Source organism: Streptomyces sp. BK79, from assembly GCF_044142145.1.
Classification (GTDB): Bacteria; Actinomycetota; Actinomycetes; order Streptomycetales; family Streptomycetaceae; genus Streptomyces.
This window is the reverse complement of record NZ_JBHVOC010000012.1, coordinates 182,598-205,599: the sequence shown is the minus strand read 5'-3', so window position 1 is coordinate 205,599 and position 23,002 is coordinate 182,598. Positions and strand designations below refer to the sequence as shown.

The following is a 23,002-nucleotide window of genomic DNA, read 5'->3' as shown; positions in this document are numbered from 1 at the left end:
AGTACCTCGGGATCATGCGGACTTACCCGTTCGTGATCCCTTCCGCATGACCAAGATGGAGGACCCACGTGGCCAAAAGCTCCGGCCTGAACACGCGTCGCGCCCTGGCGCGTGCCACGGCTGCGGCGCTCACCGCCGCTCTGGTGGCGACCGGTGCGAGCACCGCCGTCGCCACCGACGACCCCGGGCGTTCCGCCCAGGAGGCGCCCGTCGACGTGAAGGCGTCGGACGCGTCGAAGTTCGGCGCGAGTGCCGCCGAGGACGAGTACGCCCCCGTCAACGCGCTGTACGGCGTGGACGGCAACGGCGACCTCTGGGCCTACCTGCCCAACGGGGAGGGCGGCCTCGACTCCCGCATCGAGAACGGCTATGGGTGGCAGACCTCGTCCTTCCTGACGCAGGTCGACCACGACGACGACGGCTCCTCGGACGGCCTGTGGGACGTCACGAGCGGCACGCTGTCCTACTACGCCTGGGGCGGGGACGGGCTGACCGTCGGCAAGGGCTGGGGCATCTACGACCGCGTCACCTCGGTCGGCGACCTCGGCGGTGCCGGCGCGGACGACCTGCTCGCGCGGGACAAGTCCGGTGTGCTGTACCTGTACCTGGGCTACGGCAACGGCAAGCTGACCCAGCGCTACAAGGTCGGCGGCGGCTGGAACGCCTACACGCACATCGCCGGCCAGGGCGACCTGACCGGTGACGGCAAGGACGACGTCGTCGCCAAGGACAGCTCCGGTGTGCTGTGGCTCTACAAGGGCACCGGCAACTACAAGGCGCCGTTCACGTCCCGTGCCCGCGTCGGCGCCGGCTGGAACACGTACAACAACATCGTCTCGGTCGGTGACATCGACCTCGACGGCATCACCGACCTGGTCGCCCGTGACAAGACGGGCGCGCTGTACCTGTACAAGGGCACCGGCAACGCCGCTTCCCCGTACACGTCCCGCGCGAGGATCGGCGCCGGTGGCTGGAACACGTACCGCCTGCTGTTCTGAGGCACCCCGTGCCTTCCCTGAAGGCATGAACGAGGGCCGCATCCCCGGCGACGGGGATGCGGCCCTCGGCCGTTGTGCGGTGGCGCCTACTTGCGGATCAGGCTGCGCAGCACGTACTGCAGGATGCCGCCGTTGCGGTAGTAGTCGGCCTCACCGGGGGTGTCGATGCGGACGACCGCGTCGAACTCGACGCCGGTGTCGGTGGTGACCTTCACCGTGCGCGGGGTGGTGCCCTCGTTCAGCTCGGTGACGCCGGAGACGGAGAAGGACTCCTCGCCGGTCAGGCCGAGGGAGGCCGCGGACTGGCCCTCGGGGAACTGGAGCGGCAGGACGCCCATGCCGATGAGGTTCGAGCGGTGGATGCGCTCGTAGGACTCGGCGATGACGGCCTTGACGCCGAGGAGCGCGGTGCCCTTGGCGGCCCAGTCGCGGGACGAGCCGGAGCCGTACTCCTTGCCGGCCAGGACGACGAGCGGGATGCCCTGCTCGATGTAGTTGCGGGAGGCGTCGTAGATGAACGACACCGGACCGCCGTCCTGGGTGAAGTCGCGGGTGTAGCCGCCCTCGGTGCCCGGCGCGATCTGGTTGCGCAGGCGGATGTTGGCGAACGTGCCGCGGATCATGATCTCGTGGTTGCCGCGGCGCGAGCCGTAGCTGTTGAAGTCGCGGCGCTCGACGCCGTGCTCCGTCAGGTACTTGCCGGCCGGGGTGTCGGCCTTGATCGCGCCGGCCGGGGAGATGTGGTCGGTGGTGACCGAGTCGCCCAGCTTGGCCAGCACGCGGGCGCCGGAGATGTCCTCGACCGGGGCCGGCTCCATGCCCATGCCCTCGAAGTACGGGGGCTTGCGGACGTAGGTGGACTCGCCGTCCCACTCGAAGGTGTCGCCGGTCGGGATCGACAGCGCCTGCCACTGGGCGTCGCCCGCGAAGACGTCGCTGTAGGACTTGGAGAACATGTCCTCGCCGATGGCGCTGGCGACGACCTCGTTGACCTCGGCCTCGGTGGGCCAGATGTCCTTCAGGTAGACCGGGTTGCCGTCCTGGTCGGCGCCCAGGGCCTCCTTGGTGATGTCCACCTTCATGGAGCCCGCGAGGGCGTAGGCGACCACCAGCGGCGGGGACGCCAGGTAGTTCATCTTGACGTCGGGGTTGATGCGGCCCTCGAAGTTCCGGTTGCCGGAGAGGACCGAGGTGACGGCGAGGTCGTGGTCGTTGACGGCCTTGGAGACCTCGTCCGGCAGCGGGCCGGAGTTGCCGATGCAGGTGGTGCAGCCGTAGCCGACGAGGTTGAAGCCGACCTTGTCGAGGTACGGGGTCAGGCCCGCCTTCTCGAAGTAGTCGGTGACGACCTTGGAGCCCGGGGCGAGGGTGGTCTTGACCCACGGCTTGCGGGTCAGGCCCTTCTCGACCGCCTTCTTGGCCACCAGGGCGGCGGCGACCATGACGTACGGGTTGGAGGTGTTGGTGCAGGAGGTGATGGCCGCGACCGTCACCGCACCGTGGTCCAGCTCGTAGGTCGTGCCGTCGGGGGCGGTCACCGGGACCGGGTTGGACGGCACGCCGTTGGTGACGGCGGGGGCGTCGGAGGCCGGGAAGGACTCCTGGCCCGCCTCGTCCACGCTGTCGACGTAGTTGCGCACGTCCTGCTTGAACTGCTCGGCGGCGTTCGCGAGGACGATGCGGTCCTGCGGGCGCTTCGGGCCGGCGATGGAGGGGACGACCGTGGAGAGGTCCAGCTCCAGCTTCTCGGAGAAGTCCGGCTCGGCCTTCGGGTCCAGCCACAGGCCCTGCTGCTTGGCGTACGCCTCGACGAGGGCGACCTGCTGGTCGCTGCGGCCGGTCAGGCGCATGTAGTTCAGCGTCTCGTCGTCGATCGGGAAGATCGCGGCGGTGGAGCCGAACTCCGGCGACATGTTGCCGATGGTGGCGCGGTTGGCGAGGCTCGTGGCGGCCACGCCCTCGCCGTAGAACTCGACGAACTTGCCGACGACGCCGTGCTTGCGCAGCATCTCGGTGATCGTGAGGACCAGGTCGGTGGCGGTGGTGCCGGGGGTCAGCTCACCGGTGAGCTTGAAGCCGACGACGCGCGGGATGAGCATGGAGACCGGCTGGCCGAGCATCGCGGCCTCGGCCTCGATGCCGCCGACGCCCCAGCCGAGGACGCCGAGGCCGTTGACCATGGTGGTGTGCGAGTCGGTGCCGACCAGCGTGTCGGGGTACGCCTTGCCGTCACGGGTCATGACGACGCGGGCCAGGTGCTCGATGTTCACCTGGTGGACGATGCCGGTGCCGGGCGGTACGACCTTGAAGTCGTCGAAGGCGGTCTGGCCCCAGCGCAGGAACTGGTAGCGCTCCTTGTTGCGGCCGTACTCCAGGTCGACGTTCTGCTGGAAGGCGTCGTTGGTGCCGAACTTGTCCGCGATGACGGAGTGGTCGATGACCATCTCGGCCGGGGAGAGCGGGTTGATCTTGTTCGGGTCGCCGCCCAGCTCCTTGACGGCCTCGCGCATGGTGGCGAGGTCGACGACGCAGGGCACGCCGGTGAAGTCCTGCATGATCACGCGGGCGGGCGTGAACTGGATCTCCTGCGACGGCTGGGCCTGCGAGTCCCAGCCCCCGAGGGCACGGATGTGGTCGGCGGTGATGTTCGCGCCGTCCTCGGTGCGGAGCAGGTTCTCCAGCAGCACCTTCAGGCTGTAGGGAAGGCGCGCGGAGCCCTCGACCTTGTCCAGCCGGAAGATCTCGTACGACTCGTCGCCCACCTGCAGCGTGCTGCGGGCGTCGAAGCTGTTCGCCGACACGACAGTCTCCTTCATTTATGTGCGCGTACCACCGCATCCTGCCGCCACGCCACCCTGGCCAATCCGCTAAGGTAAGGCTAAGTTAGGTAACCCTTACCAGGGTGGCGACCGCGGTACGCCTCGGCAGATATCTCGATGTCGAGATAACTCTAGTACATGGGGGCGGACTGGTCATGCCCGGGCGCGGTGTGGCGTGCGCCCCATCGCACCCCGTCCCGAGTGACCCGCACGGCCATCAGTACGCCGAACGGGGGTATCCGACTTGCGCCGGGCGGCCGTGCCCGGCACGACTCGGATGGAGGCACGATGCCCCTCACGTTCCGCAAGAGCTTCCGGATCCTGCCCGGAGTACGGCTGAACATCAACAAGCGCTCCTGGTCCATCACGACCGGCGGCGGCAAGAACGGCCCGCGCCACACCCGCAGCAGCACCGGACGTCGTACGACATCGATGGATCTGCCCGGACCTTTCGGCTGGCGCCGCACGACGACCAGCAAGCGGCGCTGAGGGCGGCGTTGAGGGTGACGCTGAGGGCGGCGTTGAGGGTGACACTGAGGGCGGCACTGACACCCTGTCACCCGAATGGACCCCCCGAGAGGCGCGATCTCATATCTGAGATAGCCTCAACCTCATGGCAGACGACTACCTCGTACGCATCGGCAGGCTCATCCGTGACGCCCGGCAGCACCGCGGCTGGACGCAGTCACAGCTCGCGGAGGCGCTCAACACCAGTCAGAGCGCCGTCAACCGCATCGAGCGCGGCAACCAGAACATCAGCCTTGAGATGATCGCCCGTATCGGCGAAGCGCTGGACAGCGAGATCGTCTCTCTCGGCTACTCGGGTCCGATGCACCTGCGAGTGGTCGGTGGCCGGCGCCTCTCGGGCGCCATCGACGTCAAGACCAGCAAGAACGCCTGCGTGGCCCTGCTGTGCGCCTCGCTGCTCAACAAGGGGCGCACGGTGCTGCGCCGGGTCGCCCGCATCGAGGAGGTGTACCGCCTCCTGGAGGTGCTGAACTCCATCGGCGTCCGCACCCGCTGGATCAACGACGGCACCGACCTGGAGATCGTGCCGCCGGCCGAGCTGGACATGGAGGCCATCGACGCCGAGGCCGCCGTCCGCACCCGCTCCATCATCATGTTCCTCGGCCCGCTGCTGCACCGCATGGACCGCTTCCGCCTGCCCTACGCCGGCGGCTGCGACCTCGGCACCCGCACCATCGAGCCGCACATGATCGCGCTGCGCCGCTTCGGCCTGGACGTCGCCGCGACCGAGGGCCACTACCACGCGGTGGTCGACCGCACCACGCGCCCGGACCGCCCGATCGTCCTGACCGAGCGGGGCGACACGGTCACCGAGAACGCGCTGCTCGCCGCCGCCCGCCACGACGGCGTCACCGTCATCCGCAACGCCTCCTCCAACTACATGGTCCAGGACCTCTGCTTCTTCCTGGAGGCCCTCGGCGTCCGCGTCGAAGGCATCGGCACCACCACCCTCACCGTGCACGGCATGCCGGTCATCGACGCCGACGTGGACTACTCCCCCTCCGAGGACCCGGTCGAGGCGATGAGCCTGCTGGCCGCCGCCGTGGTCACGGAGTCGGAGCTGACGGTGCGCCGGGTCCCCATCGAGTTCCTGGAGATCGAGCTGGCGGTCCTGGAGGAGATGGGCCTCGACCACGACCGCACCCCGGAGTACTTCGCCGACAACGGCCGCACCCGCCTGGTGGACCTCACCGTGCGCCCCTCCAAGCTCGAAGCGCCGATCGACAAGATCCACCCCATGCCCTTCCCGGGCCTGAATATCGACAACGTCCCCTTCTTCGCGGCCATCGCGGCCTCGGCGCAGGGCCAGACCCTCATCCACGACTGGGTCTACGACAACCGCGCGATCTACCTGACCGACCTCAACCGCCTGGGCGGCCGCCTCCAGCTCCTCGACCCCCACCGCGTCCTGGTCGAGGGCCCCACCCGCTGGCGCGCCGCCGAGATGATGTGCCCGCCCGCCCTGCGCCCCGCCGTGGTCGTCCTGCTGGCGATGATGGCCGCCGAGGGCACGTCGGTCCTGCGCAACGTGTACGTCATCAACCGGGGTTACGAGGACCTGGCGGAGCGGCTGAACTCGATCGGGGCGCAGATCGAGATCTTTCGGGACATCTGAAACCTCGACGTCCGAAGTTCTGACAAGGAGTCGTACGAAATCCCTCTTGTCCTGCCCACAAGCGGGGCAGGCAGGAGGGGTTGTCCGCGACCGCCGAGCCGGTTCCCCGCTCACGCGTGGCTGAGGAGACCCCTGTGCGAGACACGTCGGACGGCGTCGACCGCTGGCTGACCGAGAACGCGCTGCCTTGAGGGGGCTTTCCCCGGGCGGACCGTTCGACGACCTGGAACCCCTGCGCCTCAAGCACCGTATTCTCCAATTCCTGTCCATCGTCACCGCCCGGTGCGATCCCGCCCCTCGCTCCCACTACGACCAATGGTCATGCGCCAGTTCGCGAGCATTTCGCGGTCGCGGTCCAACGACTCAGCACGGCGGACGTACGCCTCAGTCCTGGCTTTGCGCATGATCTTGCGCACCCGGTCCACCGCCCCGCGATCGCACCCCTTCGCAGCACCGAACAGGCGCGCTCCGAACTCGTACACGCGCGATTCGGGGTCCCGTGGCAGCGCTGTTGCGAGAGGCCCCTCCCCGTCGGAGTGATACTCGCGAACGGGCCAACCCTGTGCTTCGAAGCGCCTCTCAGCCTCGTGCCAGTCGTCGGGCCCGCCACAGACCTCGACGAAGACACGCACACGTCGGTCGTAGCGCATCTGGGTCACGTCATGACTGTGCAATCGTTGTGACGAGGTGAGCCACGGTTCCGGTCAAGCTGGGGTTCCCGCTTGCCGGAGGCTCCGCACGACGAAGGTCAGGTGTTGGGCGTTGCCCACCCGGTTCCACGTCGAGTGGTTGCCGGTGGTGGTGGAGCCTTCGGACCGGTCGCGCAACCACCTCTCCCCCGCTCCCGCGTGAGCCCCTCGGAATTCCGTGAGACCGGTGAGACACTGTGCGGCCCGCCGGTTCGCGTGGTCGTACCGCTTCCCGAAGGGCACCTTGGCCAGGTGGTACGAACGGGCCGTCGTGTAGCGCAGGACGCCCCACGGCGGGCCCCCGCCTTGGGCTGCCGGCGGGGTCTGGGCGACGTACGTGGCGGGAACGATGCCGTAGTCACCGTAGCGAAGCCGGGGCAGGTACGAACGCTCGCTGTGGCGGATCTCGTGCCAGGTCTCCCAGTCCGTGCGCGGGGCCTCGTACGCGACGCCCGCCTGGAAATCGTCAGGCGGTTCGGGGAAGCCGCCGGCGACGACGGTCGCGGTACGCCATGCGGTGAGCGGCATGAGGGCGTCCAGGGCGCGCAGCGCCTCCTTGGCGGCCTCGGGGCGGTCGGGCAGGACGGTGGCGAGGTCGAGGAACAGGTCGGCGGGGTGCGTCGCGGGCAGCCGGTCGAGGAGTGCGGCCACGTCCGAGGCCGTACGGTCGTTCCAGTCTCCGGGGAGGCGTACGCGGACACCGAGCCCGTCCCCCCGGTGCCGGGCCGCGGCGAGGGCGAGTGACTGCTGGGCGCTCGGACGTCCGGGCCCGGTGACGGGCCGCAGGTTACGGTCGTCCCACCACTCGGGAGCCAGGACATCGGCCAGGATCGCCGCTTCGGCCTCGTCGGCGAAGGGCGCGTCCAGCCACCCGTGCCCGGGGCGCTGTGCGGTGGAGATGGTGCCGGTCTCCTTGACCAACCGTCCGGCCAGAGGTTCCGGCAGTGTGCCGGGGCGGGGCGGCAATGTCCACAGCGGAGCGACCTGACGCCTCACGTCCGGGGTCAGCGCACGGTAGGCGGCCCCGGCGTGGGGGCGGGTCGGCAGGACGGGGACGTACAGCGGTACGGACACGGCGTTCCCCCTCGGCGCTGTCCGTGCTCGGCGTCTTCCTTCGCTCTCCTGTTCGTTCGCTCTCCTGCGCTTGGTGCGTGTCCGTTCAGGGTGAAACCAGACGGGCGAGCCCGAAAGGGCGCCAACCAGCCATGGCGCAACGGGGTTGGCCCGTCGGAACGCGTTTCCGGCGTCAGTGCCGTCTCCCGCTCGCGCAGTGCCCGGTCACCGTCCGCGCGGCTCCGGGTTGGGCGGGTGAACAGTTCTGCGCCGGGGGCCGTGCGGATGCGCGCCGGCGCTTGATTGACTCCGCGCCCACCCACACCCGTATGCGCGCCCCTTCCGAGGGGGCCGGATGAACGTGAGCGGAGCCGCCCCATGTCCTTCGGACCGCAGCCCTGGCACGGGCCGCCGCAGTACGACGAGCGCGCGGTCGGCGCGCGGCCGCCGGTGGAGCGGGAACGGGAGGACGCCGAGGAGGCGGCGCGGCTGGGCGTCGGGCTGCGGCTCGGTGTCCGGATCGGCGTCGTCTGGCTGCTGTACGTGCTGGCCGCCGCCCTGCTGCCGGCCGTGTACGGCACCCGGGTGGCCGGGCCGGTGAGCCTCGGCGTGGTCCTGGCCGTGGTGCCCTTCGCCGTCGGTCTGCACGCGCTGGTGGTGTACGGGCGGCGGATCGACCGGCTCGAGCCGGAGCCGGACGCGCGGGGGCGGTCGTGACCACGCTGCTCGATGCCTCGTCCCGGTCCCTCGTCTTCGCCGTGGTCTCGGTGTTCGTCGTCATCTGCCTGATGCTGTGCGTCGTCACCGGCGCGGACGAGGACGACCGGGCTCTCGTACGGTCCGACAGCCGCCGGCTGCGCTCCTGGCAGCAGGGCATCGCGATGGGCGGCGACACCACCACGGTCGCGACGGTGACCGTGCTGGTCGGCATGGTCGCCACGTTCGGCTTCGACGGTCTCGGCGTCATGCTGGGCAGCCTGATCGGGGTCATGCTGCTGCTCGTGCTGATCATCGAGCCGCTGCGCAGGCACGCCTCGCTGACGGCCGCGGACATGCTGGACGCGCGCGGCACCGGCGGACCCGCGGTGCGCGTCTCGTGGGGCGTGGTGACCCTGCTGGTCTGCTTCCCGCTGCTGGTCGTGCAGTTGGTGGTGGTCGGCAACGTCGCCGCGGCGCTGATCGGGCAGCCCGGCGCGCGGACCGGCTGCATCGTGGTGATCGGCTGCGTGATGACGGCGCTGGCCGTCAGCGGCGGCATCCGGGGCACCGGTGTGGTGATGATCGCGAAATCGGCGGTCACCCTGCCCGTGCTGGTGGTCGCCGCCGTACTCGTGCTGCACCGCTTCGGCGGGGACCCCGGGCGGCTGCTCGACGCGGCCGCGCACGGCACGGGGATGGGCGAGGCGTATCTGCGTCCGGGCGGCTACACCGGTGAGGGGTGGGTGGGGGCCGTGAACAGGGTCGGGCAGACCTTCGGCATGTCGATGGCCACGCTGGCGATGCCCGCCGTGCTGATGCGGGCGATCTCGACGAAGAGCCCGCGCGGCGCCCGGACCGTCGGCCGCTGGATGCTCGGCGAACTGACCCTGCTGTACGGCGCGCTCGCCGTCGTCGGCGTCGGCGCGGCGGCCCTCGTCGGCGCGGCGCTGCGCGACGCCGGGCCGGCGGCGCAGGTGTTCACGCCGCTGCTGCTCGGGCGGGCGCTCGACAGCGGCGGCGTCCTGGTCACGGCGTTGGCCTGCGTCCTGTTCCTCACCGCGCTCGCGGCCGTGGTGGACGTGACCCTCGCCGCCGGCATCGCGCTGGGACGGGACGTGCTGGGCGCGTCGGGCAGGACGGCCGGCGGGGGTCCGCCGGGCGCGGGGGACGGGGCCGCGTCGCGGTGGTCGGCGGCGGCGACGGGGGCGGTCGCCGCGGTCGTGGCGGTCGCCGTGGCCGACTGGAACCTGGTGGTCGTCTCGACGCTCTGGCTCGCCGTCTGCGGCGCCGCCCTCGCTCCCGTTCTGCTGTACGCCCTGTACTGGCCCGGGTTCACCGCCCGCGGTGCGCTGTGGTGCCTGTGGGGGGCCACGGTGCTGAGCGTCGCGGCGCTCGCGCTGTCGCCGTACGCGTCCGGCACTCCCGACTCGATCTTCCCGGAGTACGACTTCAGGGTCTGGGACGTGACGATCCCGGGCCTGGTGACGGTTCCGGCCGGGTTCCTGTTGGGCTGGCTGGGCAGCGTCACGGATCCGCGCCGGGCAGGGGGGCGGAACGGGTCGGCTCACTTGGCGTCGACGTCGGCGTCGGCGCAGGCGTAGGCGTCGACATCGGCATCCGCATACGCATCCGCGGCGAGGAACTCGCGTGCGCCCCGCAGGCGGGTCCGCAGCCGGGACCGGGTGGTGGCGGTGGTGGTGAGGCGGATGTCGCGGCCGCCCGGCGGGTCCACGTCGCCGCGCAGGCCGGCCGGTAGCCGGGCGGGGTCGAGTCCGTCCCGCCGGGCTATGAGGACGCCCAGCTCGTGACGGTTCATCGCGTCCGGCCCGGCCACGTGGAAGACACCGGAGGCGTCCGACCGCGTGATCTCCAGGAGAGCGGAGGCCAGGTCGTCGACGTGGACGGGGCAGCGGGTGTCGTCGGTGAACAGCACACCGGTGCGGGTACCGGCCGCGAGGGCGTGTACGGCCTGCTCGTGGGCCGAGCGGCCGTGTCCCAGGATGAGCGAGGTGCGCACCACGGCCGCCTCGGGCACCGCCACCCTGACTGCGGTCTCCCCGGCGGCCTTCGCGGCTCCGTAGGGGGACACGGGGTCGGGGAGCGCGTCCTCGGCGTAGTGGACGTCGGCTCCGGAGAACACCGCGTCGGAGGAGACGTGGACCAGCCGGCACCCGGCCCGCGCCGCCGCCAGGGCCAGGCGGGCGGCTCCGTCGGCCGTGACCGACCAGTCGGCGTGTCCGCCCGCCGCGTTGATCACCACGGCCGGGCGGACCCGGGCCAGCACCTCTTCCGTCCGTCCCGCCTCGCGCAGGTCGGCCCGGTACCAGGCGACCGACGGCAGGTTTTGGGGGCGGGTCCGGTACGTCGCGGCCGCGTCCCATCCGGCGGCCACGGCCCGGCGGAGCAGCGCGGACCCGAGGAACCCGCTCCCGCCGACGACCAGCACTCTCACCGTCGCCCCCTTCGACGTCCGGACCGCACGGCCGCTCCCTGGAGTACGGACGACGGGGCCCGCGCGGGCGGGTCGAGCCGTGGTTCCGGGGACCGACGATGCTACTCAGGGCCGCGGGGGACGGGGAGGGCGTGTTCCGGACGGATCCGCGCGCGGGGAGCGGACGCGCGTTCTTCCGTACTTCACATTTCACATTTCGTAAATCACATTTCACACTTCCTATTTTCCCTCCTTTTTCGTACTTCCGTTTTCGTACTTCCTACAACCCTTCTGTCGAGCCGTGTGAATTCGGGATGGGGTACGTATCGCAGAAATCGTTCACTCGACTGCCGCGCATCCGACGGACTAGGCGGACGTTACTTCGGATATGACCGAGGAAAACGGGGAATTGGTGACGCTTGGCCCATACACCTACCAGCCTGGCAGAAATCACTGTCCGTCACCGAGCGACGGAACTCTGACCAGAGCCGGGCTCCCCGTCCCGCTCCGGGTGACCGAGCCCGTGCTGCAGCGCTTCCTGGACGTCATGGCCGAGCTGGAGACCGCCCTCGCCGAGCGGTGGGGCCGGTCGCAGAGGTCGCTGACGCACACCCGGGCGGAGTGACCCGGACGCCATGCGCGATGAACAGTTCTACCCTCACATGTCCTACGGCGAAGGGTCCTTCGGGTCCGGGGGCTCCGGCCAGCACCGCGCGCCCGAAGGTGCGTTCCAGGAGACGCTGGTGCCGCCGGAGCCCGGCTGGGACCCGGCCGAGGAACTCGCCTTCCTGCTCCAGGACGCGATGGAGCAGCAGCAGGCCGCCGCACCGCACGTGCCGGACACGTCGGCGCTCGCCCCCGTGCCGGGCACACCGTTGAGCAATCTGCAGGAGATCACGGCGGAGTTGCCGCCACTGCGGGAGGCCCCCGCGAGTCATCGCAGGGTGCGCAGGCCGAAGGTGAGCCGGCTGCGCGCCGCGAGCCTGTTCGTCGCCGCGCTCGCCGCCGTCATCGCGGCCTCGGTGAGCCTGTTCGGCGGCATGGTGGCCTACGAACCGCTGCGGCTGGCCGCGGTGACCCGCACCCGGGGCGACGTGGTGTCGTGGTGGCCGCTGCTGGTCTACGGGCCCTGGCTCGTGGCGTCGCTGGCGGTCCTGCGGTCCGCGCTGCACCAGCGCCGCGCGGTCCACTCGTGGGCCGTGGTCCTGCTGTTCTCGGCCATCGCGATGCTGCTGTGCGTCGCCGAGGCACCCAGAACCCTCAGCGACGGCGCGGCAGCGGCACTGCCGGGGCTGGCGTCACTGGTCTGCTTCCAGCAGATCGTCCGCCAGATCACCCTCACCCGCCCGCCCCGGCGGGCCGTGCCCCGCCACCGCCAGCGCCCCGCGCCGGAGCCGGGCGGCGACGAGGCGGGAGCCCCGGACGCGGTACCCCTGCCGCACCAGCGGCAGCGCCCCCAGCACCCGCCGCGCCCCGGAACCGGCACCGGACCCAGGACCGGGAACGGGAACAGGAACGGGAACGGGAACGGGACCAAGAGGCGGGCCTGACCAGGAAGCCCGCGGGGCCGCCCGGTCACCGGCCGGCGCCCCGCACCGGGGTGGTGCGGGGCGCCGTGGCGTCAGTTCGCGACCAGGGTGATGTCCTGGGCGTGCCGTGCGTGGAAGGCCGGCAGGGGCAGGATGCCCGTGGCCCGCAGTTCCATCACCGTGGCCTCGACGTGGGCCGGGCCGGGCTTCAGGGCGGTCGCGTCCGGCGTGCCGGTGTTGACCCAGCGGTGTTCCAGGCCGTCGCATACCGCGCGGGTGCCGCCGATGCCGTACCGGACGGACGGGTCGCTCTGGCTGACGGTGGAACTGACGAAGACGGGGCCGGTGCCACCGGTGCAGCGGTAGGTGCCGGAGAGGGTGACGGTGCCGTCGGCGGCGATGTGGCCGGTCGGGTCGACCGTCACCGACTCGGTGACGTGCCGGGCGTCGCGGGGCGCGTCGTGCGTGACCGCCGTCGCGAGGGGCGCGGCCGGCAGGAGCAGGGCGGCACCGGCGGCCGTGGCGAGGACCGCGGATCGTACGGGCATGAGGGGGACCTCCCGGGTCGGTCGGACTGGGGGGTTCCACTGGTACCGGGCGGACGGTCCGGCGGCGGTGACCGTCACCCCTTCGGTGGCGAGTCCGCGCCGGCGGTGGCCCCACGTGCCGCACCGGCGGTGACCCCACATGCCGCACCGGCGGTCGCGGGTCCGTGCCGGTCGTCGTGGGGCTGTCGCCGGGTTGTCCGGGTGTCGTCACGGCCGGCGCCCGGGTCTTGGCGATGACTTCCCAGCGGGCGCACGGTCTGAGTACGCGACGGTCCCGAGGACGGGACGGTCTCCCGATGTGGAGGTGCGCCATGTGTACCCACCGGCCTTCCTGCCCCGCCGCCGACGCCCCCGCCGCCTCGGCCGCGCACGTCGTCGCCGCCCACCCCGAGCAGGGGTGGAACCTGCTGTGCGACGGCACGGTCGTCTTCGACGACACCGGCGAGCTGCTCCCCGACGGCCGTGTGGTCGCCCCGCGCCGGGCGCCCGCCGGGCGGCTGGTGATGGCCGCCTGAAACCGTCCGGTACGGCTCAGTCCTTCTCGGCCTTCTCGGCCTTCTCGGCGATGAACTCCCGCAGCAGGGAGGTGAGCAGCTCCGGCTGGTCCTCGGCGATCAGCGTCCGGGTGTCCTCGACCTCCACCAGCCGTCCGCGCGGCAGGAGTTCGACCAGCTGCCGGCCGTGGGCGCGGGGCATCATCAGGTCCTCCAGCGCCCAGACGACGAGCGCGGGCCGGTCGAAGCGGCGCAGTCCCTGCGCGGCCTCCAGCAGTTCGGTGCGGCGCACGTGGGTGCCGTAATGGCGGAAGTCGCGCCGGATCGCGGGGTCGGTGCGCAGCGGGCGCAGCCAGCCGTCGACAATCGCGTCCGGCACGGGCCGCTTGGTGAGCGCGCCGATACCGACGGGCAGGCGGCGCAGCGGTCTCAGACCGAGGGTGCGGACCAGCAGGGACACGCCGCCGGGGACGCGGCAGGCGGCGGCGATCATCTTGCCGGGCAGTCCCGGCGGGTAGTTGTCGAACGCCTCGCACGCGATGAGCACCAGCCGCGCGAGGCGCTCCGGATGCCGGGCCGCCACCGTCTGGGCCCGCCCGCAGTCGTTCTCGACCAGGGTGACGTCCCTCAGGTCGAGGCGGTCGAGGAACTCCGCGACCAGTTCGTTGACCAGGTCCGGCGTGGGCGGCCGGGACATGGGCCGGCGGTGGGCGCCGTAGGGCAGGGTCGGCGCGATCACGCGGTGGTCGGCGCGCAGGCCGGCGACGACCCGGCGCCAGACGGTCGCGTCGTGGACGAGGCCGTGCAGGAGGACGACGACCGGGCCGTCGCCGCCGGTGTCCTCGTACTCGATGGTTCCCGCGGTCAGTTCGATGTCCGGCATGCCGGAACTCTAGGGCGGGCGCGGACTTCGCGGCAGGGGGCCGTACGGCCCACGCCATCACGGCGTCCCGGGCTACGGCAGGACGGCGAACCCGTCGAGTTCCACCAGCGCCCGTTCGTCCCACAGGCGTACGACCTCCACGACCGCCATCGCCGGGTAGTCGCGGCCGGCCAGCTCGCGCCAGGTGCGGCCGAGTTCGGCGGCGTGGACGCGGTAGCCGGCGACGTCGGTGGCGTAGACGGTGACGCGGGCGAGGTCGGCGGGTGTACCGCCGGCGGCGCGCAGGGCGGTGAGGAGGTTGGTGAGGGCCTTCTCGAACTGGTCGGGGAGGGTGTCACCGGTGATCTCGCCGTCGGTGTCGAGGGCGGTCTGGCCGGCCAGGAACACGACGCGGGTGCCGGTGGCGACGACTGCGTGGGAGAAGCCGGTGGGCGGGGAGAGTTCGGGCGGGTTCACGCGTTCGGCGGTCATGCGCCGGCCTCCTTCGTCGTCACGCCCGCCGTCCCGTTCGCCGTCGCGTTCGCCGTCCCGTTCGTCGTCACGCCCGCCGTCCCGTTCGCCGTCACGCCCGCCGTCCCGTTCGCCGTCGCGTCCAAGGTGCGGTACAGCTCCTTGGCGATGATGCCGCGCTGCACCTCGCTCGCGCCCTCGTAGACGCGGGGGGCGCGGACCTCGCGGTAGAGGTGCTCGAGGAGGTGGCCGCGGCACAGGGCGCGGGCGCCGTGCAGCTGGACGGCCCGGTCGACGACGTACTGGGCGGTCTCGGTGGCGAGGAGCTTCGCCATCGCGGCGCGGCGCGGGACGTCCGGGGCGCCGTCGTCGTACGCCGTCGCCGCCGCGTACACCATCAGGCGGGCCGACTCGGTGCGCAGGGCCATCTCGGCGACCTGGTGGGCGACGGTCTGGAGGTCCCGCAGCTTGCCGCCGAAGGCGTCGCGGGCCGCGGTGTGCGCGAGGGTGGCGTCCAGGGCGGCCTGCGCCATGCCCACCGCGAAGGCGCCGACGCTGGGGCGGAACAGGTTGAGGGTGCCCATCGCGACCCGGAAGCCGCGGTCCGGCTCGCCCAGCACGTCGTCCGGCGTGACGGGCACGGCGTCGAAGGCGAGGGCGCCGATGGGGTGCGGGGAGAGCATGTCGAGGGGGGTGCCGGTGAGGCCGGGGCGGTCGGCGGGGACCAGGAAGGCGGTGATGCCGCGGGCGCCGGCGCCGGGGGTGGTGCGGGCGAAGACGGTGTAGAAGTCGGCCTCGGGGGCGTTGGAGATCCAGCGCTTCTCACCGGTGAGCCGCCAGCCGGGGCTGCCGCCGGGGCGCGGGTCGGGGTCGGCGGCCAGGGTCAGCGCCGCCGCGTCCGAGCCCGCGTCGGGCTCGCTGAGGGCGAAGGCGGCGACCGCGCTGCCGTCGCTCACCCGGGGGAGCCAGCGGGCGCGCTGGGCTTCGGTGCCGTGGGCGTGGACCGGGTGGGCGCCCAGGCCCTGGAGGGCGAGGGCGGTCTCGGCCTCCGTGCAGGCGTGGGCGAGGGACTCGCGCATCAGGCAGAGGTCGAGCGCGCCCGAGGTGAACAGGCGGGGCAGCAGGCCGAGCGTGCCGAGTCCGGCCAGGAGGGCGCGGTTGACGCGGCCCGGTTCGCCCTTCTCTGCCAGGGGCCTCAGCCGTTCGGCGGCGAGGGCGCGCAGCTCGGCGCACCAGGCCAGTTGTGCCGGTTCGAGCGAGAATGCGGTCATCGCCGGTCCCTTCCCTGCCGCGTGCCCTGCTCCCCTGTCCCCCGATGCCCACCCGGGCCCGCTGGTGCCCGCCCCCGCCCGCTGGGCCACGCCCGAGGTTATCGCGCCCCGTTGACTGCCGTCACCAACACGATACGCTCGGTGCGCGAGCCCACCACGACTCAGGGGGCGAACCGCCATGGCAGATCCCCACCTCGCAGGTCCGCACCGCTCCGCCCACGTCGACACCTTCGCGCGCGAGCACCTGCCGCCCCGCGACCAGTGGCCGGAGCTGCTCTTCGACCTCCCGGAACTGCGCTACCCCGCGCGGCTGAACTGCGCCGCCGAGCTGCTCACCGGCCCGCCCGACGACCGCCCGGTCTTCCGCACGCCCTCCGGGGAGAGCTGGACGTACGGCGTGCTGCGGGCCCGCGTCGACCGGCTCGCCCATCTCCTCTCCGACGGCCTCGGTGTCGTCCCGGGCAACCGGGTGCTGCTGCGCGGCCCGACCACGCCCTGGCTGGCCGCCTGCTGGCTGGCGGTGCTGAAGGCGGGCGCGGTGGCCGTCACCGTGCTGGCCCAGCAGCGCCCGCACGAGCTGCGCGCGATCTGCGAGATCGCCCGGGTGCGGCACGCCCTGTGCGACGTGCGGGCCGTCGACGACCTCGCCAAGGCCGAGATCCCCGGGCTGCGGATCACGACGTACGGCGGGGACGGGCCCGGCGACCTGCTCGCCCGCGCCGCGTCCGGGGCGGTGCCCGGCACCCCGTACCCCGCCGTCCGGACCGCCGCGGACGACGTGGCGCTGATCGCCTTCACCTCGGGCACCACGGGCCGCCCCAAGGGCTGCATGCACTTCCACCGTGACGTGCTGGCGATCGCCGACACCTTCTCCCGGCACGTGCTGAGACCGGAGCCGGACGACCTCTTCGCCGGGAGCCCGCCGCTCGGCTTCACCTTCGGGCTCGGCGGGCTGGTGGTCTTCCCGATGCGGGCCGGGGCGAGCGCCCTGCTGCTCGAACAGGCGGGCCCCAGGCAGCTCCTGCCCGCCGTCGCCGAGCACCGGGTGTCCGTGCTGTTCACCGCGCCGACGGCGTACCGCGCGATGCTCGACGAGCTGGACGCGTACGACGTGACGTGTCTGCGCCGCTGCGTCTCGGCGGGCGAGAACCTGCCCGCGGCCACCTGGCGGGCCTGGCACGAGCGCACCGGTCTGCGCGTCATCAACGGCATCGGCGCCACCGAGCTGCTGCACATCTTCGTCTCCGCGGCGGACGGTGCCATCAGGCCCGGCACGACCGGTGTCCCGGTGCCCGGGTGGCAGGCGCGCGTGCAGGACGAGTCCGGGGTGCCGGTGCCCGACGGGGAGCCCGGGCTGCTGGCGGTGCGCGGACCGGTGGGCTGCCGGTACCTCGCCGATCCACGGCAGCGGGAGTACGTGCGCGACGGCTGGAACATCACCGGGGACACGTACGTGCGCGAGCCCGACGGGTACTTCCGGTACGTGGCGCGCGCCGACGACATGATCATCTCCGCCGGGTACAACATCGCCGGACCGGAGGTGGAGGACGCGCTGCTGCGGCATCCGGACGTCGTGGAGGCGGCGGTGGTGGGCCGGCCCGACGCGCACCGCGGGCAGGTCGTGGTGGCCCACGCGGTGCTGCGGGAGGGCGCCGCGCGGGACGCCGACGCGCTGCGCGCGTTCCTGAGGTCCGAGCTGGCGCCGTACAAGTGCCCCCGGGAGATCCACTTCCCCGACGCGCTGCCGCGCACCGCGACCGGCAAGCTCCAGCGCTACCGGCTCCTGCCGCCGCCCGAGCGTACCCGGGGTGACCAGGCGTAATACCGACGACATAAGATGATCAATGTGTCCGAGCAGCACCCACAGCACGCCCCGAGGTCCCTGATCGTCACCCTCTACGGCGCCTACGGCCGCCACGCGCCGGGACCGGTGCCCGTCGCCGAGCTGATCCGGCTACTGGCCGCCGTCGGAGTGGACGCCCCCTCCGTGCGCTCGTCGGTGTCCCGGCTGAAGCGGCGCGGGCTGCTGCTGCCCGCCCGCACCGCGGACGGCGCCGCCGGCTACGAACTCTCCGCCGAGGCCCGCCAGTTGCTGGACGACGGGGACCGGCGCGTCTACGCCACGGCGCCCTACGCGGACGAGGGCTGGGTGCTCGCCGTGTTCTCCGTGCCGGAGTCGGAGCGCCAGAAGCGGCACGTGCTGCGCTCCCGCCTGGCCGCTCTGGGCTTCGGCACCGCGGCCCCCGGCGTGTGGATCGCCCCGGCCCGGCTGTACGAGGAGACCCGGCACGCGCTGGGCCGGCTCGGCCTGGACGCCTACGTGGACTTCTTCCGCGGTGAGCACCTGGGTTTCACGGCGACCGCCGAGGCGGTGGCGCGATGGTGGGACCTGGCCGCGATCGCCAAGGAGCACGAGGCGTTCCTCGACCGCCACGCGCGCGTGCTGCGCGCCTGGGAGGGCCGGCCGGACACCCCGCCCGAGGAGGCCTACCGCGACTACCTCCTCGCCCTGGACTCCTGGCGCCACCTGCCCTACGCCGACCCGGGGCTGCCCGCCCGGCTGCTGCCCGACGACTGGCCCGGTACGCGCTCGGCGGCCGTCTTCCGGGCGCTGCACGAGCGGCTGCGCGACGCGGGCGCGGCCTACGCGACGCCGGCGCAGCCATAGACCGGACCCGGTGACTCGCGTCACATCTCCCGGCGATCAGAGAACCCTCAGCCTCCTCAGACCCTCTTCTCAGGTTCCGCCCCTACCGTCCGGACCCATGAGTCTCGCGCGCAACTTGAACCGGGCCCTCACCGCCACCACCGGCCTCCAGGTACGGAGAGCCGCCCGGCCGGCGAAGGGGAGGACGACCACGGCGCCGCGGTCCGCCGGGCGGCCCGAGGCCACGTACCGGCGTCCGTCGGCCGAGGACCTCGCGACCGACCGGCTGCTGCGGCGGCCCGTCTTCGTCATCTCGTCCATCCGCTCCGGCTCCACGCTGCTGCGCATGATGCTGGGCGCCCATCCGCGCCTGCACGCCCCGCACGAACTGCATCTGGGCCGGATGGAGGTCGACTGCGTCAACTGGTTCTCCCGGCGCGCGATGAGCGCCCTCGGCCTGGAGCGCGGCGACCTGGAGCACCTGCTGTGGGACCGCGTCCTGCACCGCGAACTGGTCAGGGCCGGCAAGGACTTCGTCGTCGAGAAAACCCCGGCCAACGTCTACATGTACCGGCGCCTGAAGGACTGCTGGCCCGACGCCCGGTTCGTCTTCCTGCTGCGCCACCCCGAGTCGATCGCCCGCTCCTGGCACGAGAGCGACCCCGTCAAGCGGCCGTACGACAAGGCCGTCGGCGAGGTGCTGCCGTATCTGGCGGCCGTCGAGGAGGCCCGCGCGGCCGACGCCGACGGCTTCACCGTGCGCTACGAGGACATCACCGCCGGCCCCGAGCGCGAGATGCGCCGCCTGTGCGCGTTCCTCGGCGTCGACTACGAGCCCGCCATGCTGCACTACGGCGAGCGGAGCGGCGGCGAGCTGGTGCGGGGCCTCGGCGACTGGCGGGACACCATCCGCACCGGCACCGTCCAGCCCGGTCGCGCGCTGCCCGGCGAGGGCGAGGTCCCCGAGGCGCTGCGGCCGGCGTGCGCGGCCTGGGGTTACCCGTCCTGACGCCCGGTGTGCAGCGTGAGCCGCGGTCTTGGGGCGTCGTTCCGTCCGGTGACCGGACGGCGGCTGCCCGCCCGGTACGGCGCCGGCCAGGCGACGCCCGGCCCCTCGTAGCCCTGCTCGGCCGCCGCGTGCAGCGTCCAGTGCGGGTCGTAGAGATGCGGGCGGGCCAGCGCGCACAGGTCGGTGCGGCCGGCCAGGATCAGCGAGTTGACGTCGTCCCAGGAGGAGATCGCGCCGACCGCGATCACCGGGACCCCCGCCTCGTGGCGGACGCGGTCCGCGTACGGCGTCTGGTACGACCGCCCGAACTCCGGCCGCTCGTCGGCCACCACCTGCCCCGTGGACACGTCGACGGCGTCGGCCCCGTGCGACGCGAAGGCGCGGGCGATCGCCACGGCGTCCTCGGCGTCGGTGCCGCCCTCGGCCCAGTCGGTCGCGGAGATCCGGACGGTCATCGGCCGCTCCCCCGGCCACACGGCGCGTACGGCGTCGAAGACCTCCAGCGGGAAGCGGAGCCGGTTCTCCAGTGAGCCGCCGTAGGCGTCGGTGCGGCGGTTGGTGAGCGGGGAGAGGAAGCCGGAGAGCAGGTAGCCGTGGGCGCAGTGCAGTTCGAGCAGGTCGAAGCCGGCCCGGGCGGCGCGCTCGGCGGCGGCCCTGAACTCCTCCCGGATGTCCGTCAGCCGGGCCCGGGACAGCTCGCGCGGCGTCTGGCCGCCCGGCTTGTACGGCAGCGGGGAGGCGGCCACCAGGGGCCAGTTGCCGTCGGGCAGCGGTTCGTCCATGCCCTCCCACATCAGCCGGGTCGAGCCCTTGCGGCCGCTGTGCCCGAGCTGCACCCCGATCGCGGTGCCGGGCGCCCGGGCGTGCACGAAGTCCGTGATCCGCTTCCACGCCTCGCCCTGCCGGCCGGTGTAGAGGCCCGCGCAGCCCGGCGTGATGCGGCCCTCGGCGCTGACGCACACCATCTCGGTCATCACCAGTCCGGCGCCGCCCAGGGCCCTCGCGCCCAGGTGGACCAGGTGGAAGTCGCCGGGGACGCCGTCGGTGGCCGAGTACATGTCCATCGGGGAGACCACGACGCGGTTGCGCAGGGTCAGGCCGCGCAGCCGGAACGGGGTGAACATGGGGGGCGTGCCGGGCGGGCAGCCGAACTCGCGCTCGACGGAGCCGGTGAAGCGGGCGTCCCGCAGCCGCAGGTTCTCGTGGGTGACGCGGCGGCTGCGGGTGAGCAGGTTGAAGGCGAACTGGCGCGGCGGCTGGTCCAGGTACCGGGACAGGTCCTCGAACCACTCCAGGCTGGCCCGGGCCGCCCGCTGGGTGGAGGCGACGACGGGGCGCCGCTCCTCCTCGTAGGCGGTGAGCGCCTCGGCCAGGGTGGGGTGCTCCTCCAGGCAGGCGGCGAGCGCGAGGGCGTCCTCGACGGCGAGCTTGGTGCCGGAGCCGATGGAGAAGTGGGCGGTGTGGGCGGCGTCGCCGAGGAGGACGACGTTGCCGTGCGACCAGCGGGCGTTGACGACCGTGCGGAAGACGGTCCACGCCGACTTGTTGGACTTGAGCGGACGGCCGCCGAGGGCCTCGGCGAAGATCTTGGCGCAGCGGGCGGTGGACTCGCTCTCGTCCAGCTCGTCGAAGCCGGCCGCCCGCCAGACCTCCTCGCGCATCTCGACGATGACGGTGGAGGCGTCGGGCGCGTACGGGTAGCCGTGCAGCTGCATCACACCGTGCTCGGTCTCGGCGATCTCGAAGCGGAAGGCGTCGAAGGCGAAGTCGGCGGCCAGCCAGATGTAGCGGCAGCGGTGAGGGGTGAGGCGGGGCCAGAAGGCGTCGCGGTAGGTCTCGCGGACGGTGCTGTGGACGCCGTCGGCGGCGACGACCAGGTCGTACTCCCGTGCCAGGCGGTCCGGGTCCGGGGCCTGGGAGCGGAAGCGCAGCTCGACACCGAGGGCGCGGCAGCGGGCGTGCAGGATCTCCAGGAGGCGGCGGCGGCCGAGGGCGGCGAAACCGTGTCCCGACGAGGTGTGGCGCGTGCCCCGGTGGACGATGTCGATGTCGTCCCAGCGGACGAAGTGCGCGGTCAGCGCCTCGTGGATGACGGGGTCGGCGTGTTCGATGCCGCCGAGGGTCTCGTCGGACAGGACGACGCCGAAGCCGAAGGTGTCGTCGGGGGCGTTGCGCTCCCAGACGGTGACCTGGCGGTCGGGGCCGAGACGTTTGAGGAGGGCGGCGGCGTAGAGGCCGCCTGGGCCGCCGCCCACGATCGCCACGCGCCGGGGACGGGGGGTGGCCGAGGTGCCCTCGGGAGGGAGCATCCGGCTACCTCCCCCGCCACTTCGGGGGGCGCTTCTCGGTGAAGGCCGCGTGGAACTCGGCGTAGTCCTCGCCGTTCATCAGCAGGGCCTGGGTGGAGGCGTCCAGCTCGACGGCTGCCGCCAGGGGCATGTCCAGTTCGGCGGTGAGCAGGGCCTTGGTCTGGGCGTACGCCAGGGCCGGACCGTCCGCCAGGCGGCGGGCCAGCGTCTGGGCGGCCTCGGCGGCGCGGCCCTCGTCGGTCAGCTCGCTGATCAGGCCGATCCGCTCCGCCTCGGGCGCCCGCACCGGCTCGCCCAGCATGAGCAGCCGCGTCGCGTGGCCGAGGCCGACGACGCGGGGCAGCAGGTAGGCGGCGCCCATGTCGCCGCCGGAGAGGCCGACGCGGGTGAAGAGGAAGGCGAAGCGGGCGGAGGGGTCGGCGACGCGGAAGTCGGCGGCCAGGGCGAGGACCGCGCCCGCGCCGGCCGCGACGCCGTGCAGGGCGGCGATCACCGGGAAGGGGCACTCCCGGACCGCCCGCACCACCTGGCCGGTCATGCGGTTGAAGTCCAGCAGCCGGCCGGTGTCCATGGACAGGGTCGCGCCGATGATCTCGTCCACGTCGCCGCCGGAGCAGAAGCCGCGCCCCTCGCCGGCCAGCACCAGGGCCCTGACGGACCGCGAGCGGGACAGCTCGGCGAGCAGGTCGCGCAGGTCGGCGTAGGCCTCGAAGGTGAGGGCGTTGAGCTTGTCGGGGCGGGCGAGGGTGACGGTGGCGACACCGTCGGTGAGGTCGACGCGCAGGTGCCGCCAGTCGGAGGTGGGAGCGGCGGAGCCGGTGAAGGGACTCATGACACTCGAAGTTATCACCGGTCTGTGACTGTCGTCACGAGGGCGCGATACCCCGATCGGGAGACGTCCCCGGGGCGTCGGCGCCGAGGCATCGGCACCGGGACACCGGCACCGGGGCGTCGGCGCCGGGGCCGAAGGTCCCGGGCGGCGCCCGTCGAACGCCTCTGCCCGGCGGCGCCGTACCATTCATAAAGTTGA

Annotated in this window: 20 protein-coding genes; 10 read left to right on the top strand and 10 right to left on the bottom strand. The window is 72.6% G+C overall.

Annotated features, from left to right (window positions below; translation table 11 throughout):
• The first annotated feature begins 68 nt into the window (after positions 1-68).
• On the top strand, positions 69-998 hold the full coding sequence (locus ACFIF2_RS17355; protein ID WP_395573546.1) for an FG-GAP repeat domain-containing protein: 930 nt from the start codon (positions 69-71) through the stop codon (positions 996-998).
• Positions 999-1,084: 86 nt separating this feature from the next.
• Here the strand turns inward: ACFIF2_RS17355 and acnA are convergent, their stop codons facing one another.
• A complete protein-coding gene (acnA, locus tag ACFIF2_RS17350; protein WP_395573545.1) occupies positions 1,085-3,799 on the bottom strand; it encodes an aconitate hydratase AcnA in 2,715 nt (904 codons plus the stop codon).
• Positions 3,800-4,105: 306 nt separating this feature from the next.
• Between acnA and ACFIF2_RS17345 the strand changes: the two genes are divergently transcribed.
• Together ACFIF2_RS17345 and ACFIF2_RS17340 are read left to right on the top strand one after the other, a co-directional pair.
• The gene (locus tag ACFIF2_RS17345) at positions 4,106-4,306 is read left to right on the top strand and encodes a DUF4236 domain-containing protein (RefSeq protein WP_395573544.1); all 201 of its coding nucleotides are present in this window, start codon (positions 4,106-4,108) and stop codon (positions 4,304-4,306) included.
• A 124-nt stretch (positions 4,307-4,430) separates the two neighbouring features.
• Positions 4,431-5,960 (top strand): helix-turn-helix domain-containing protein, encoded by a 1,530-nt coding sequence (locus tag ACFIF2_RS17340; RefSeq protein ID WP_395573543.1) that lies wholly within the window; start codon positions 4,431-4,433, stop codon positions 5,958-5,960.
• Positions 5,961-6,232: 272 nt separating this feature from the next.
• Here the strand turns inward: ACFIF2_RS17340 and ACFIF2_RS17335 are convergent, their stop codons facing one another.
• Together ACFIF2_RS17335 and ACFIF2_RS17330 are read right to left on the bottom strand one after the other, a co-directional pair.
• On the bottom strand, positions 6,233-6,619 hold the full coding sequence (locus ACFIF2_RS17335; protein ID WP_395573542.1) for a hypothetical protein: 387 nt from the start codon (positions 6,617-6,619) through the stop codon (positions 6,233-6,235).
• 45 nt (positions 6,620-6,664) lie between these two features.
• A complete protein-coding gene (locus ACFIF2_RS17330) occupies positions 6,665-7,723 on the bottom strand; it encodes a beta family protein (protein WP_395573541.1) in 1,059 nt (352 codons plus the stop codon).
• A gap of 357 nt (positions 7,724-8,080) precedes the next feature.
• Between ACFIF2_RS17330 and ACFIF2_RS17325 the strand changes: the two genes are divergently transcribed.
• Together ACFIF2_RS17325 and ACFIF2_RS17320 are read left to right on the top strand one after the other, a co-directional pair.
• Positions 8,081-8,419, top strand: coding sequence for a hypothetical protein (locus tag ACFIF2_RS17325; RefSeq protein ID WP_395573540.1), 339 nt, complete (start codon positions 8,081-8,083; stop codon positions 8,417-8,419).
• Positions 8,416-10,002 (top strand): transporter, encoded by a 1,587-nt coding sequence (locus ACFIF2_RS17320; RefSeq protein ID WP_395573539.1) that lies wholly within the window; start codon positions 8,416-8,418, stop codon positions 10,000-10,002. Before ACFIF2_RS17325 ends, ACFIF2_RS17320 begins: the two co-directional genes overlap by 4 nt.
• On the opposite strand, the gene ACFIF2_RS17315 is transcribed toward ACFIF2_RS17320, so the two are convergent.
• Positions 9,966-10,853, bottom strand: a complete 888-nt coding sequence (locus ACFIF2_RS17315; protein WP_395573538.1) for an SDR family oxidoreductase — start codon at positions 10,851-10,853, stop codon at positions 9,966-9,968. The genes ACFIF2_RS17320 and ACFIF2_RS17315 overlap by 37 nt on opposite strands.
• 641 nt (positions 10,854-11,494) lie before the next feature.
• On the opposite strand from ACFIF2_RS17315, the gene ACFIF2_RS17310 reads away from it, so the two are divergent.
• Entirely contained in the window at positions 11,495-12,382 is an 888-nt protein-coding gene (locus tag ACFIF2_RS17310) for a DUF2637 domain-containing protein (protein ID WP_395573537.1), read from the top strand.
• Between the two features lie 71 nt (positions 12,383-12,453).
• Here the strand turns inward: ACFIF2_RS17310 and ACFIF2_RS17305 are convergent, their stop codons facing one another.
• On the bottom strand, positions 12,454-12,909 hold the full coding sequence (locus ACFIF2_RS17305) for a DUF6299 family protein (protein WP_395573536.1): 456 nt from the start codon (positions 12,907-12,909) through the stop codon (positions 12,454-12,456).
• Between the two features lie 311 nt (positions 12,910-13,220).
• On the opposite strand from ACFIF2_RS17305, the gene ACFIF2_RS17300 reads away from it, so the two are divergent.
• On the top strand, positions 13,221-13,424 hold the full coding sequence (locus ACFIF2_RS17300) for a DUF5999 family protein (RefSeq protein WP_395573535.1): 204 nt from the start codon (positions 13,221-13,223) through the stop codon (positions 13,422-13,424).
• Positions 13,425-13,440: 16 nt separating this feature from the next.
• On the opposite strand, the gene ACFIF2_RS17295 is transcribed toward ACFIF2_RS17300, so the two are convergent.
• From ACFIF2_RS17295 to ACFIF2_RS17285, 3 genes are all read right to left on the bottom strand, one after another.
• Entirely contained in the window at positions 13,441-14,286 is an 846-nt protein-coding gene (locus tag ACFIF2_RS17295) for an alpha/beta fold hydrolase (RefSeq protein ID WP_395573534.1), read from the bottom strand.
• A 72-nt stretch (positions 14,287-14,358) separates the two neighbouring features.
• The gene (locus ACFIF2_RS17290; protein WP_395573533.1) at positions 14,359-14,757 is read right to left on the bottom strand and encodes a RidA family protein; all 399 of its coding nucleotides are present in this window, start codon (positions 14,755-14,757) and stop codon (positions 14,359-14,361) included.
• Positions 14,754-16,007 (bottom strand): acyl-CoA dehydrogenase family protein, encoded by a 1,254-nt coding sequence (locus ACFIF2_RS17285; protein ID WP_395573532.1) that lies wholly within the window; start codon positions 16,005-16,007, stop codon positions 14,754-14,756. The genes ACFIF2_RS17290 and ACFIF2_RS17285 overlap by 4 nt, the downstream gene beginning before the upstream one ends.
• Before the next feature lie 115 nt (positions 16,008-16,122).
• On the opposite strand from ACFIF2_RS17285, the gene ACFIF2_RS17280 reads away from it, so the two are divergent.
• From ACFIF2_RS17280 to ACFIF2_RS17270, 3 genes are all read left to right on the top strand, one after another.
• Positions 16,123-17,829 carry an AMP-binding protein gene (locus ACFIF2_RS17280; protein ID WP_395573566.1) on the top strand — a complete coding sequence of 569 codons (1,707 nt, stop codon included), beginning with the start codon at positions 16,123-16,125 and terminating at the stop codon, positions 17,827-17,829.
• Positions 17,830-17,844: 15 nt separating this feature from the next.
• The gene (locus ACFIF2_RS17275; protein WP_395573531.1) at positions 17,845-18,675 is read left to right on the top strand and encodes a PaaX family transcriptional regulator C-terminal domain-containing protein; all 831 of its coding nucleotides are present in this window, start codon (positions 17,845-17,847) and stop codon (positions 18,673-18,675) included.
• A gap of 97 nt (positions 18,676-18,772) precedes the next feature.
• Positions 18,773-19,663, top strand: a complete 891-nt coding sequence (locus tag ACFIF2_RS17270; RefSeq protein WP_395573530.1) for a sulfotransferase family protein — start codon at positions 18,773-18,775, stop codon at positions 19,661-19,663.
• Here the strand turns inward: ACFIF2_RS17270 and ACFIF2_RS17265 are convergent.
• Positions 19,651-21,972 (bottom strand): bifunctional salicylyl-CoA 5-hydroxylase/oxidoreductase, encoded by a 2,322-nt coding sequence (locus ACFIF2_RS17265; RefSeq protein ID WP_395573529.1) that lies wholly within the window; start codon positions 21,970-21,972, stop codon positions 19,651-19,653. The genes ACFIF2_RS17270 and ACFIF2_RS17265 overlap by 13 nt on opposite strands.
• Positions 21,973-21,976: 4 nt before the next feature.
• Complete coding sequence (locus tag ACFIF2_RS17260) at positions 21,977-22,804, bottom strand: enoyl-CoA hydratase family protein (RefSeq protein WP_395573528.1); 828 nt, start codon at positions 22,802-22,804, stop codon at positions 21,977-21,979.
• Between the last annotated feature and the right edge of the window lie 198 nt (positions 22,805-23,002).